This window comes from Rubrivirga aquatilis (assembly GCF_046845665.1).
Classification (GTDB): Bacteria; Bacteroidota; Rhodothermia; order Rhodothermales; family Rubricoccaceae; genus Rubrivirga.
Window position 1 is genome coordinate 2,940,053 of the sequence record NZ_CP177355.1, and the last position, 13,169, is coordinate 2,953,221.

At 73.2% G+C, this 13,169-nt stretch carries 10 protein-coding genes; 8 read left to right on the forward strand and 2 right to left on the reverse strand.

Translation table 11 applies throughout. The features are described from left to right. Window positions 1-24: 24 nt before the first annotated feature. Window positions 25-1,191 carry a T9SS type A sorting domain-containing protein gene (locus tag ACLII4_RS12920; protein ID WP_412067817.1) on the reverse strand — a complete coding sequence of 389 codons (1,167 nt, stop codon included), beginning with the start codon at window positions 1,189-1,191 and terminating at the stop codon, window positions 25-27. A gap of 304 nt (window positions 1,192-1,495) precedes the next feature. On the opposite strand from ACLII4_RS12920, the gene ACLII4_RS12925 reads away from it, so the two are divergent. From ACLII4_RS12925 to ACLII4_RS12935, 3 genes are all read left to right on the forward strand, one after another. After that, window positions 1,496-2,080: an ECF-type sigma factor gene (locus ACLII4_RS12925; protein ID WP_412067818.1), complete on the forward strand. Its 585-nt coding sequence runs from the start codon at window positions 1,496-1,498 to the stop codon at window positions 2,078-2,080. Between the two features lie 131 nt (window positions 2,081-2,211). Then, the gene (locus ACLII4_RS12930) at window positions 2,212-4,434 is read left to right on the forward strand and encodes a hypothetical protein (RefSeq protein ID WP_412067819.1); all 2,223 of its coding nucleotides are present in this window, start codon (window positions 2,212-2,214) and stop codon (window positions 4,432-4,434) included. Between the two features lie 54 nt (window positions 4,435-4,488). Further along, window positions 4,489-7,104 carry a protein kinase domain-containing protein gene (locus ACLII4_RS12935; protein WP_412067820.1) on the forward strand — a complete coding sequence of 872 codons (2,616 nt, stop codon included), beginning with the start codon at window positions 4,489-4,491 and terminating at the stop codon, window positions 7,102-7,104. On the opposite strand, the gene ACLII4_RS12940 is transcribed toward ACLII4_RS12935, so the two are convergent. Then, entirely contained in the window at window positions 7,101-7,772 is a 672-nt protein-coding gene (locus tag ACLII4_RS12940; RefSeq protein WP_412067821.1) for a 4'-phosphopantetheinyl transferase family protein, read from the reverse strand. The genes ACLII4_RS12935 and ACLII4_RS12940 overlap by 4 nt on opposite strands. A 117-nt stretch (window positions 7,773-7,889) precedes the next feature. Here ACLII4_RS12940 and ACLII4_RS12945 point away from each other — a divergent pair, with 117 nt between their 5' ends. The 5 genes from ACLII4_RS12945 (at window position 7,890) to ACLII4_RS12965 (ending at window position 13,108) form a co-directional block, all read left to right on the forward strand. Then, a complete protein-coding gene (locus tag ACLII4_RS12945; RefSeq protein ID WP_412067822.1) occupies window positions 7,890-9,452 on the forward strand; it encodes an acyl-CoA dehydrogenase family protein in 1,563 nt (520 codons plus the stop codon). Then, on the forward strand, window positions 9,449-9,952 hold the full coding sequence (locus tag ACLII4_RS12950) for a DinB family protein (protein ID WP_412067823.1): 504 nt from the start codon (window positions 9,449-9,451) through the stop codon (window positions 9,950-9,952). Before ACLII4_RS12945 ends, ACLII4_RS12950 begins: the two co-directional genes overlap by 4 nt. Window positions 9,953-10,020: 68 nt before the next feature. Then, a complete protein-coding gene (locus ACLII4_RS12955; RefSeq protein ID WP_412067824.1) occupies window positions 10,021-11,442 on the forward strand; it encodes a TIGR01777 family oxidoreductase in 1,422 nt (473 codons plus the stop codon). After that, window positions 11,439-12,674, forward strand: a complete 1,236-nt coding sequence (locus ACLII4_RS12960; RefSeq protein WP_412067825.1) for an NAD(P)/FAD-dependent oxidoreductase — start codon at window positions 11,439-11,441, stop codon at window positions 12,672-12,674. Before ACLII4_RS12955 ends, ACLII4_RS12960 begins: the two co-directional genes overlap by 4 nt. Beyond that, window positions 12,674-13,108 (forward strand): hypothetical protein, encoded by a 435-nt coding sequence (locus ACLII4_RS12965; protein WP_412067826.1) that lies wholly within the window; start codon window positions 12,674-12,676, stop codon window positions 13,106-13,108. The genes ACLII4_RS12960 and ACLII4_RS12965 overlap by 1 nt, the downstream gene beginning before the upstream one ends. Window positions 13,109-13,169: the final 61 nt, after the last annotated feature.

Consider the following 13,169-nt stretch of genomic DNA (forward strand, 5'->3'; position numbering starts at 1 on the left):
CCAGCGCGCACGTCAAGCCCTGCCTTATCGGCGGACGGTCACCGTCCGGCTGTGGCCGGCCTCCGAGCGGACGACGTACGTCCCCGACGCCAGCCCGCGGAGGTCCACCTCGGTGGCTCGGTGCGCCTCGCGGACGGCCCGGCCCATCACGTCGAACACGGTCGCGGTGAGGGGCTGGCTAAACCGGACGACGTCGGTCGCCGGGTTGGGGAACACCGACCAGCGCGCGGCCTCGTCGGGGCCCTCCCCGACGGCCACGGAGGACTGCGCCATCTTCCAGTACTCGACCTCGTCGATCCAGACATCGCCCTGGACATCGACGGGGATGTCGGGATTCCAGCCGGGTGGGTTCGCAATGCGGAACGAGTACCACGTTCCGTCATGCCCGTTGAACGAGTACAACGACTCGAAGTCGAACGTGTCGTCGTCGCCTTCGAGCCGGTAGATGTCGAAGTCGTTGTAGAAGCTGCCGGCCTGGATGGCCGTGCCGTCCGCGAGGGTAAGCGTCCCGTACCCGTGGAAGCCAACGAGAATCTCAGCGTGGAACGGCTCCTCCGGGGAGATCTCCTCCTCGTCGTCATAAAAGTGGACGCCTGACTCGTAGAATTCGGTCTGCGCGTTGAGCGGGAGGAGCGTGACCGTCATGTCGAAGGCCGCCCCGATCGGATCGGCCCCGTCGGCCGGGATGTCGAGCTTCGCGACAAGCTCGAGCTGCCCCGCCTGGAAATCGTAGAAGCGGTGGCGGGTCCCGTCGAAGGCGGGGTCCTCCGAAGTCACGAGCATGTGGGTCGCCGTGGGGAACTGGGCCCCGTACGGCGTCGAAGCCGGGTCGACGATCCGCCAGGTTACCGTCTCGAATGCGATGTCCGGCGCGGTCCACGCCGTGGGCCCGTCCCCCGCGTCGTCGGTGAACCCGACGTTCATGGGGTAGGTCTCGCCGGCGGGGGAGCGCCCGATCTCGACCTCGAGCCCGTAGGCGTAGACGCTGAGGAAGTCGTCCCGCGTCATCTCGAAGGCGTCGGCCCGGACCGCCGTGGTCGACCGCGGCGCGGGCGGCGTGAACGTCCGCGAGAGGCGGACGTTGGAGGCGCCGACCTCCCTTGCGGAGGCGTGCGACGCCGGCGCAATCAGGAGGACGGCCGCCAGCACAACGAGGGCGCTGTGGAAGGGGCGGGTAGCGGATCGAGACATGGGGCTCGGGGGAACGTGGAGAGGCCAGGGCGCGACCGGCGAGGCCGCGGGTACCCTCCTAAAGCGACGGACGCGAGGGGCCGGTGCCAGCCGCAGCCCAAGAATGCGCGGCCGAGGCGGCCGCCCCCGGCCGCGACGCACCGTCGCACCTAACGCGTTGTACGCTAGACTTTTGCGTGACCTATCTAAAAAGCGCACTCGCGAAGGCCAGTTCCGACACCGCTGTCGATACCGGTCCAAAATGGCAGCCTACACGCGCGCACGTATGTTTTCGCGTCGTCGCCCTCCCGTTTCCGCCCTGCCAATGCCCGCTCCCGAACCGACCACCCAGGTCCTCCTCGCGCGCGCATGCGACGGCGACGGCGGCGCGGTGGACTTGCTGCTGCCGCGCGTCTACGACGAGCTCCGGCGGCTCGCGGCCGCCCAGCTCCGCCGCGAGCGGGCCGACCACACGCTCCAGCCGACGGCGCTCGTCCACGAGGCGTACCTCCGGCTCGTCGGGGCCGGCACGTTTCGCGACCGGGCCCACTTCGCGGCCACGGCCGGCCTCGCGATGCGCCGGATCCTGACCGACCACGCCAAGGCGCGGCTTCGCAAAAAGCGTGGCGGCGGGGCCCGGAGCGTCACGCTCGACGTCGAGGCGCTCGGCGCGAACGGCGCCGTCGACCCCGACGCCCGGGCGACCGACATGCTCGCGCTCGACCGGGCCCTTGAGCGGCTGGCGGCGGTCGACGGCCAGCTCGTGCGGCTCGTCGAGTGCCGGTTCTACGCGGGCATGAGCGCGCACGAGGCGGCCGAGGCGCTGGACGTCTCGGCCCGGACGGCCGCCCGCATGTGGAAGCGGGCGCGGGCCCACCTCCGCGCCTTCCTGGACGATCCCGAGCTGTGACGCGAGGGGCGGACGCGCGGGCCCGGCACGGTGCCATGGCACGACATCGTGGGAAACGTCGCGGATAGAGACAGGCCCCCCAACCGGGGTCCGGCCTGAACCTCTCCGCCATCCTCGGTTCCCCCTCGCTCATGTCACTTCGCTTCCGCCCCCTCTGCCTCGGCCTGTTGGCCGTCGCCCTCGCCGCTCCCGCCCAGCCCGCCCGCGCCGAGGCGCGGACGGCCGCCGGCGCCGTCTTCACCGTCACGACTGCGGCCGATGCCGGGCCCGGGTCGCTGCGGCAGGCGATCACGGACGCCAACGCCAGCGTGGGACTCGACGCCATCGAGTTCTCGATCGACGGGGGCGGCTCGTATCAAGAGATCTTCCTCCTCTCGACGCTCCCCCACATCACCGATCCGGTCACCATCGACGGGGATACGCAGGGGTGCGACACGTCCGAGGGCAAATGCATCCGCCTCGATGGCGACGCGCTCGTCGACGACCCGACAGTGAACGACGGTGGCCTCATCTTGCTCGCGGGAGGGAGCACCGTCGATGGGCTCGTGCTCACCCGATTCTACCGCGACGACGTCCTCGCTGCGATCGGCATCTACTCCGCCGACAACGCCATCACCGGGTGCTACGTCGGGACCGACCGCACGGGCATGATCACGGACCCCGACGGGACCCCTGACTCCGGCGACGAGCTCGGCAACGGGTTTGGCATTGTGGTGGCCACGTACGACGGGTTTGGGTCCCCGAGCACGGGCAACGTCATTGGCGGGACGGAGCCCGGCGACCGGAACGTCATCGGCGGCAATTCCTTTGGCGGGGTCTACGTCGATCGCGCCGGGACGCGGGACAACCTCGTCATCGGCAACCACATCGGCATCGACGCGGCGGGCACCGGCGCGATCGGGAACGGCGTGGGGCTCGTCTTCAACCGCGAGGCCAGCGAGAACACGGCCCGAGGCAATGTCGTCTCGGGCAACATCGACATCGGGATTGGCCTCGCCGGCAAGGCCTTCAGGAACCAGGTCGTGGAGAACCTGGTCGGGACCGACGCGACGGGCACGACCGCCGTGCCGAATGGCACACTCCAGGGGCTCGCATCGCTCGAAGGGATCGGGATCACGATCACGGGCGGCCAGGACAATGTCATCGAGGGCAACGTGGTCTCGGGCAATCTCCTCGCCGGCATCGTCCTCGGTGGGGACGATGCGACGGTGGAGCCGATCCTGCTCGTCACCTCGGGCAACACCATCCGGGGCAACCGCCTCGGGACCGACGCCGACGGGACCGCTCCGATCCCCAACGGCGTCCCGGGCATCGCCGACGTCGGGTTCGGTGCCGTGCTGTTCGCCGCCCCAGGCGTCACCGTCACCGGCAACACCTTCGGCGGGGACGACGACGACGACGCGAACCTCATCGCCTACAACACGTCGGCCGGGATCGGCGCCGAGGGGCCGGGCGTGGTCGGCAACGTGATCGACGGCAACCTGATCGGCGTCGACGCCGACGGCGGACCGGCCCCAAACGGCCAGGTCGGCATCCTCCTCCGCAACGGCCCCAGCGGCAACCGGATCGGGGCGGCCGGCGCCGTCGACTTCTCGGCCGAGGTCATCGGCAACTACATCGCCTACCAGCCGGCCGCCGTCGCGCTGGGGGCCTTCACGGGCGGCAACGAGGTCGCCTTCAACACGTTCGTCGGCGCGCCCGGCGCCTACCTCCCCATCGACCTCGGCGCCGACGGCCCGACAGCCGACGACGGCGGCGACGCCGACGAGGGCCCGAACCGGCTCCAGAACACGCCCTCCATCCTGGCCGCCCCGATCAGCGACGACGAGATCACGGTCCGCTACGCCGTCGACACCGCGCCCGAGAGCGCGGCGTACCCGCTGACGGTCCGGTTCTATGGCCAGGTGATGTCGGCCGTCGGACTGGGGCACTACCCGCTCGGGAGCGCCACGTACACGGCCCCGGGCGAGGCCACGGCGACGTTCGCCAACGCGCTCAACGACCCGCCCGTAGTCGTGGCGACGGCGACCGACGCGGCCGGCAACACCGGCGAGGTCACGCTCCGGGGCGTCGCCGTCGCCGAGACCGGCGGCCCCGAGGCGACGGTCGCGGTCCGCATCGGGCCAAACCCGACGACCGGGCCGCTCCGGGTGTCGTTCGCGCTCGCCGCGCCGGGCGAGGCCTCGCTTGCCGTCTACGACGTGCTCGGCCGCGAGGTCGCGTCGGCGAGGGGCCGGCTGGGCGCGGGGCCCCAGCACCTCGCCCTCGACGCCACGCTCCCGGCCGGCGTCTACGTGTGGCGGCTCGCCGTCGGCGACCAGGTCGAGACCGGGCACGTCACCGTCGCCCGCTGACCGCGTGCGGGGTCGGGCGGGGGGCCGTAGTCTCCCGCTCGACTCTGCTCCGCTATGGATCTCGACACGCTCCGGGCCACCGACGCCCTGCTCGACGCGGCGCTCGACCTCCCCCCGGCCGCGCGCGCCGCGTTCGTCGAGGCCGAGGTCCCGCCAGCCTTGCGCGCCCACGTGCGGCGCCTGCTCGCGGCCGCCGAGGCCGAGGACCCGCTCCTCGACGACGCGCCGGTCTCGGTCGCCGAACTCCGGGGCCTCGCCGGCGAAGGCTCCGCCGTCGGCGAGCGGGTCGGGCCGTACCGGATCGAGGGGCCCTTGGGAGAGGGCGGGATGGGCCGGGTCTACCGAGCCGAGCGGGCGGACGGGGCGTTCGAGCGCACGGTCGCGCTGAAGCTGGTCCGCCGGTCGCTCGCGCTGGCGGGGCTCGACGTGAGCGAGCGGCTCCGTCGCGAGCGGGCCGTGCTCGCGAGCCTGGAGCACCCCCACATCGCCCGGCTCTACGGCGGCGGCGAGACCGACGACGGCGTTCCGTGGGTGGCCATGGAACTCATCGACGGCGAGCCAATCACGGCCTTCGCCGACGCCCGTGGCCTCGGTGTGCGCGAGAGGGTGGCGCTGGCGGCCGACGTGTGCCGGGCCGTCGAGCACGCGCACCGCCGGCTGGTGGTCCACCGCGACCTCAAGCCGTCGAACGTGTTCGTGGCCGAGGGCGAGGACGGGGCGCCGGTCGTGAAGCTCTTGGACTTCGGGATCGCCCGGCTCCTCGACGCCGACGACGGCATGATGACGCAGACCGGCGGGGCGCTCCTGACGCCGGCCTACGCGGCACCCGAGCAACTCCTCGGCGGCCAGATCACGACGGCCACCGACGTCTGGGCCCTCGGGGCGCTCGTCTACGAGCTCCTCACCGGCGCGCGGCCGTTCCCCGACGGCGACGTCGTCGACGGTAGACCGACGCGCAGCCGGACGCTCCGCCGGACCTTGGAGCGGACGACACGCCTGCCGCCCGCGCCCAGCCGGGCCGTGGCGCCCGGCCGCGACCGGCCCCTCCGGGGTGACCTCGACGCCATCGTGCTCCACGCGCTCGAGCCCGAGCCTGAGCGGCGGTACGCCTCGGCCGGGGCGCTCGCCGACGACCTCGCCCGGCACCTCGAGGGACTCCCGGTCGTGGCGCGACCCGCGTCGCGGTGGTATCTCGCCGGCTCCTTCGTACAGCGCCACCGCGGGGCCGTGGCCGCAGCGTCCGCCGTTACGGTGGCGCTCGTCGTGGGGCTCGCGGTGTCGCTCGTGTCGCTCGGCCGCGAGCGCGACGCCCGCACGGCGGCCCAGGCCGAGGCGACCCGGGCCGACGCGGCGTTCGAGTTCGTCGTCGACCTGTTCGGGGGGGAGGACGGTGCCCCGCTGGCCCTCTCGACGCCGGCCGGCGACCTCCTCGCCGTCGGCGAGCGCCGCGCCCGCGCGCTCGGGCCGGGACGGGACGCCGAGCGGGCCGTCGCCTTCAAGGCGCTCCGGGAGGTCCGCAACCGGCTCATCCACCGCGAGACCGCCCTCGAGGCCGCCCGCGAGGCCTGGCGCGCCGCCCGCGCGGCCTACGGGCCGGGCCACCCCCACACCCTCGGCGCCCTCGGCGACCTCGCCACCTCGACCGCCATCCTGGGCGACCTCGGCCGAGCCGACCCGCTCCGCGCCGAGACGGAGCGCGGGATGCGCGCGCACGGCGAGGCGGGCCGGGCCGCGCTCGCGCGCTTCCGCGCCGAGTACGGCCGGGCGGCGGCCTGGTCGATCTACCACCACGGCCGGCATGAGGAGCGGATCCCCGAGATCGAGCGGATGCTGATCGAGGCCGAGGTGGTCCTCCGCGCCCGCGGCGACTCGTCGGCCCTCGCCGGCGTCGTCTCCGGACGAGGACACCTCGCCGAGCTGACCGGCGGGCTCGCCGCCGCCGCCCCGCTCTTCGAGGAGGCCTACGAGATCGACCGTGCGCTCTCCGGCGACCGGATCCAGTCGCTCACGTCCCTGAACAACTGGGCCGACGTCCTCCTCCTCTCGGGCGACGCCGAGGCCGCCGTCCCCGCCTTCGACACCCTCGTCGCTCGGCTCGGCCGGGTAGTCGGGCCCGACCACCCCGCCCGGACGCTCGCGCTCACCAACGCGAGCCTGGCCCGCCTCGAGCGCGGCCGCCCCGGGGACCTCGACCGGGCACTGGCCTGGACGGCCGAGTTCAACCCCGCGGCGTCGACCGACGAGCCGTGGCTTCAGTGGGCCTTCGTGACCCGGCTCCGCGTGCTCCGCGCGGCCCGTGACTGGCCTGCGCTCGACGCCACGGCCGCCCGCCTCCTCGCCGCGTTCGGCCCCGACGCCGACCCCCACGACGTCGCATGGGCTCGCACCGAACGGGCCCACGCCCGCTTCGCCCTCGGCGACCACGCGGCCGCGGTGGCCCTCGCCCAGTCGGCCCTCCGCGACGCCGACGATGAGACCGTCGCGCTCGCCCACCTGCTCCTCGCCTGCGTCGACAGCGCACGGGGCGCGCGCGCGGCGGCACGGGAGCAGACCGCCGCCGCCCGGGCCGCCGTCGCCGACGCGGAGCTCCCGCCCCACTACCAGACCCCCCGCCTCGTCCGGAACTGGCCGCGAGGGAGCGTCTGCGACTCCACCGCGACGAGGCCCTAGCCGGCGGGGTCGGGCCGCCACGCGGCGGCCACCCACAGGTCGCCCTCCCGTCCGAAGGCGAGCGACCACGCCCCCGCGTCGGACGTCGCCGTCGCCGTGCCGCGGTCGGGCGGCGCCCCGTCGGCGGCGAGCGCGAGCCGGACCGACTTCCCGCCGGCGCGGAAGCCGGTCCGCTGGGCTTTGAGCACCGACTCCTTCAACGCCCACAGCAACGTTTGCGTGTTGTTCGTCGGCCCGCCGAGTGCCTCCAATAGCACGTACTCCTCGGGATGGAGGATCCGGCGCCACAGGTCGGGCCGCCGCGTGGCCACCCGCTCCAGGTCGACGCCGACCGGGCGGGTCGAGACGGCGGCGAGCGCAGCGGTCGCCCCGGCGCGGCCCGTGTGGGCGATGGAGAGGTAGGCGCCCGGGAGGGTCGGGGCCCCGTCGGCGGCGACGGCCAGGTCCACGGCCCCGGGGTCGATGCGGGCGGCCTCCCCGGCGAGCGTCCGGGCCGCGAGCCGGCCCAACCGGAACTGCTGGCGCCGCGCCGGGCTGGCGAACGTCGCCATCCGCTCGCGCTCGTCGGCGCTCAGCACGGCATGGGCGCGCGCGTCGTCGGCGTCGAAGACCAGGCGGGCGCGGGTGGCCGGGCCGAGGGCCCACGCGGCCGGGTCGAGGTCTGTCATAGATCGTGGGCGCGCGCTCATGCGGTGGGCTGTGACACCAGGCAGCGGACACCCGATGGACCCTGTGGCACTCGCCGTAGTTTACGGGAGTCATTCCTGCGTTGCCCCGCCACAAGTATGAGCGCCCCTTCCCTCCCTGCCCGCGCCCCGGCCCCCGGCCGGCCTGTGGCCGGCCGCACCAAGGAGTCGTTCACCGACTTCGTATCCGCCTACCGCGACCGGCTCGCGCACTTGTTCGGCTCGCGCCACGACGCCGACCGCGCGGGGGTCGACCGGGGCGTGCCGCCTTTCGTCATCCAGCGATTCCGCGACGTCGACCCGATGTCCGTCTACATCCCCGAGGCCTACGGTGGCCGCGGGGGGACGATCGGGCACAGCATGACGATGCTGGAGGAGACGAGCTACCACTCCCTCCCCCTGAGCCTCGTCCTGGGGATTAACGGTGGGCTCTTCCTCCAGCCGGTGGCCAAGTACGGCAGCGACGAGGCCAAGGCGCGCGTCCTCTCGTCCGTCATCGCCGACAAGAAGCTGGGCGGCCTGATGATCACCGAGCCCGACTTCGGGTCGGACGCGTTCGCGATGCAGACGGGGTGGGAGGCGACGGACCGGGGCACGGTCAAAATCGAGGGCACGAAGCACTGGGCGGGCCTCACCGGCTGGGCCGACTACTGGCTGCTCACCGCTCGTCCCCGCACGGCCGACGGCAGCTTGCGCCGCGACGTCGACTTCTTCATCGCCGACAGCAACGCGCCCGGGCAGAACGTGGAGGTCGAGGAGCTGTACCCGAACATCGGCCTCAAGATGATCCCGTACGGCCGCAACCGCGTCGACGTGGAGGTCCCGATGTCGTCGCGGCTGGAGCCGCAGTCGACGGGCGTCAAGATGATGCTGGACCTGCTGCACCGGAGCCGGCTCCAGATGCCCGGCATGGGGATGGGCTACCTCCGCCGCATCTTCGACGAGGCCCTGGAGCACGCCCGCGAGCGGTTCGTCGGCGGGAAGTCGCTGCTCGACTACGACCAGGTCCGCGCCCGGCTGGCGCGGCTCCAGGCCTTCGTCACCGGCACGGCGGCCATGTGTATGGAGACCTCCGGCACGGCCGGCGTCGACCGCGACCTGTTCGGCGAGGGCCTCAAGGCCAACGCCTTCAAGACCGTCGTCACCGACTGGATGCAGGAGGCGGCCCAGTCGTTCGTCCAGCTCTCCGGCGGCAACGGCTACCGGGAGGACCACCGCGCGGGGCGCGCGCTCGTCGACAGCCGTCCGTACCAGATCTTCGAGGGCTCCAACGACATCCTCTATCAGCAGGTGACGGAGTCGGTCGTCAAGGCGATGCGGCGCCTCAAGCAGGTCGACCTCGGTGCCTACCTCCGTACGGAGCCGCTCACCGCCCGCGCCGCCAGCATGTTCGGCGACTCGCTCGACTTCGACATCGACTGGGCGATGCCCCAGCGCAAGCTGGTCGACCTCGGCCGTGCCATCAGCCGCATCGTCACGATGGAGATGACGATCGAACTCGGCGAGCGCGGCTACTCGTCGGAGATGGTCGGCAACATGCTGGAGATCACCCGGGCCGATGTCCGCTCGCTGCTGGAGACGTACCGTAGTGGCGGGCTCACGGCGGTCGTCGAGGACGCCGTCGCGCCCGACTGGCTCTCGCGCGTCCGCGTCGGCTCGTGATCGTCCGGCCCGAGGCGCGCGAGCACGGCCGCTATTACGACCGCTACGTGGCGCTCGTCGAGGACGACGACCTGCTGACCGCGCTCACCGAGCCGGTAACCTCTGCGCTCGTGCGAGCGGCCGACTCCGGTCGCGCGAGCCATGCCTACGCGCCCGGGAAATGGACCGTCGCGGGGGTCGTGCAGCACGTCATCGACACCGAGCGCGTGTTCGCGTACCGCGCGCTCCGCGTCGCTCGCGGGGACGACACGCCGCTGCCCGGTTACGACCAAGACGGGTTCGCGGCGCATGCGCCCGACCGACCGCTTGGAGACCTGGCCGACGAGCTCGACCGCGTCCGCGCCAGCACCCTCGACCTGCTGGCGGCGCTCGCGCCCCACGCGCTGGCGCGCATCGGGACCGCCAGCGACCAGCCGCTGAGCGCGCGGGGCGCCGGGTGGATCATCGCCGGCCACGACCGCCACCACGCGGCCGTTCTGCGCGAGCGTTACCTGCCGTAGGGAGGCCGACGCTCGCGCGTCCCCGGTGCGGTCGGGACCCCCGGCGCCGTGCGACGGGTTGGCGGGCCATGCGCTACACCTCCCGCGTCGCGGCCCCCGTCTCCGCCGCCGAGCTCTTCCGCTGGCACGCCCGCCCCGGCGCGTTCCAGCGGCTCTCCCCGCCCTGGCAGCCGGTCTCCCTCACGTCGCACGACGGCATCTGCGACGGCGACCGCGCCGTGATCCGACTGGGCGTCGGCCCGGCAGGCATCGACTGGGTGGCCGAGCACAGTGGCTACGACGACGGCTGCCTGAGCGGCGACGGCCCGTGCGCGTTCGAGGACCGGCAGGTCTCGGGCCCCTTCGCCGCGTGGCACCACGTGCACCGGATGCAGCCTCACGGCGTCGGCTCGATCCTGGAGGACGACGTGACCTACGAGTTGCCCCTCGCGCCCGTCACGAGCGTCGGCGCCCCGCTCGCGCGGCGCCAGTTCGACCGGATGTTCGCGTACCGGCACCGCATCACCGTCGAGGACCTTCGCCGCCATGCCGAGGCGGACGTGGCTCCGATGACGGTCGCCATCACCGGCGCCAGCGGGCTGGTCGGATCGGCGCTTGCGGCGTTCTTGCAGGGCGGCGGGCACACCGTTGTTCGGATGGTGCGCAAGCGTGCGGATGCCGTCTCGCGCGGGCCTCAGGACGAGGCCGTGTACTGGAACGTCGAGGCGGGCGAGATCGACGCCGATGCGCTGGCGCGGCTGGCGCCCGACGCGGCCGTCCACCTGGCGGGCGAGCCGATCACGTCGCTCGACGGGAGCCAGTCGGCGCGGCGCAAGATCTGGGAGAGCCGGTCCAAGGGGACGCGCCTGCTGGCCGAATCGCTGGCCGCGCTCCCGGACAAGCCCCGCGTGCTCGTGTCGGCCTCCGCCAGCGGCGCGTACGGCGACCGGGGCGACGAGGTGCTCACCGAGGCCTCGCCGCTCGGCGACGGCTTTCTGCCGGGGGTCTGCCGCGCCTGGGAGCGGGCCACGGCGCCCGCCAGCGCCGCCGGCATCCGGGTCGCGCACGCGCGGATCGGACTCGTCACTACCCCAACCGGCGGTGTGCTCCAGCCGCTCGCGCCACTCGCCTTCTTAGGCCTGGGCGGCTGGCCCGGCGACGGCCAAGCGTGGTGGCCGTGGATCGCCCTCGACGACGTGGTCTATGCGCTCCATCACGTCATGCTCACCGACGACGTGTCCGGTCCCGTCAACCTCTCGGCGCCCGACCCCGCCCAGACGCGGACGTTCGTCAAGACGCTCGCCAAGGTGCAGCGCCGCCCCGCGTTCATGTCCGTCCCGACCCCTCTGGTGAAGCTGGCGGGCGGGGAGTTGGCCCGGCGCGTGGCGCTCTCGAGCGTCCGGATGCGGCCCGCGCGGCTGCTCGCGAGCGGCTTCCGGTTTGCCCTCCCCGACCTCGACACCGCGCTCCGCCACATGCTCGGTCGCCTCGACACGCACACGTTGTCATGATCGATGTCGCAATCGTCGGCGCCGGCCTGTCGGGTCTGGCTTGCGCCCGGACCTTGACACAGCGCGGCCTAGAGGTCGCCGTGTTCGAATCGGCGGGTGCCGTCGGCGGGCGTATCCGCACACACCGCCAGGAGGGCTTCCTGATCGACCGGGGCTTTCAGGTGCTGCTGACGGCCTACCCGGAGGCGCGCGCCGTGCTCGACTACGACGCGCTCGGGCTGGGCGCCTTCGAGCCCGCCGCCCTCGTCCGCCACGGCGGGGCCTTCCACCCCATCGGCGACCCCTTCCGCCAACCGCTCCAGGCGGTCCCGACGCTGCTGGCGGATGTGGGGACGATCGCCGACAAGCTTCGCGTGCTGCGCTTGCGCCAGTCCGTCCGCGCGGGGACCGATGAGGCGCTGTGGGCCCGACCGGAGATGACCACGCTGGCAGCGTTGCGCGATCGGTACGGGTTCTCCGAGCGGATGATCGACCGGTTTTTCCGCCCCTTCCTCGGCGGCGTGCTCTTGGACCCGGAGCTGAGCGCGTCGAGCCGGGCCTTTGAAGTCTATTTCCGCCGCTTCTCCGAAGGCGTCGCCGCCCTTCCCGCGGACGGGATGCAGGCAATCCCGGAACAGATCGCCGCCGGGCTCCCCGATGGGACCGTCCGCCTCGGGGCCCGCGTCGAGAGGGTCGAGCCGCGAGAGGTCCACGTCTCCGAGGGCGACGCCGTCGCGTGCCGCGCGGTCGTCGTCGCGGCCGACGGGCCGCACGCGGGCGCCCTCTTGCACACCGAGACCCCGCCGTCGAAGGGGACGACCCAGCTCGCGTACGCCGCCCAAGACGCTCCGATCGACCGCGCGCTGCTGGTGCTCGACGGGGACGGCGCCGGGCCCGTCAACAATGCGCAGGTGGTGAGCCTCGCCCAGCCGAGCTACGCGCCTGCCCGCCAGGCCCTCGTCACCGCCAGCGTCGTGGGGCGTCCCCCGATGGACGACGACACGCTCGATGCTGCCGCTCGCGCGCAACTCCGCGGCTGGTTCGGAGACGCCGTCGACGGCTGGCGGACGCTGCGCATCGACCACGTTCCCGACGCGCTCCCCGCGCTGCCGTCTCTCGACCCTCCGGAGCGGCCGGTCCGCGTGGGCCACCTGTACGTCGCCGGCGACTGGCGGCGCAACGGGTCGATCAACGGGGCCCTCGTCTCCGGGCGCCATGCGGCCGAGGCGGTCTTGGCCGACCTCGCGGTCTGATGCCGCCGATCTTCCTCGCCAACCTCGGCGCCACGCTGGCCCTCGTCGGCCTCATTTGGACGATCCAGGTCGTCCACTACCCCCTGTTCGCCGGGGTCGGCGAGTCGGGCTGGGCGGCGTACGAGGCGGCCCACCAGTCGCGGATCACGCTCGTGGTGGGCCCGCTGATGGTCATCGAGATCGTCAGCGCCGCCTGGCTCGTGTTCGAGCGACCGGCGCTGTTGCCCGGGTGGTCCGTCGTGCTCGGCGCCACGCTCGTCGCGGTTATCTGGGCGTCGACCGCCTTCATCCAGGTCCCCCTCCACTCGGCGCTCGCGAGCACCTTTGACGCCGACGCCCACGCCCGCCTCGTGGCCACCAACTGGGTCCGGACGCTGGCGTGGACGGCACGCGGCGGGTTGGCGCTGTGGATGGCGTCCCTGTTTGCCCGATAGCCCAGGCCCACAAAAAAGCCCCGCCAGCCCGAGAGCTGGCGGGGCGCTCCGCAGAGGGAGA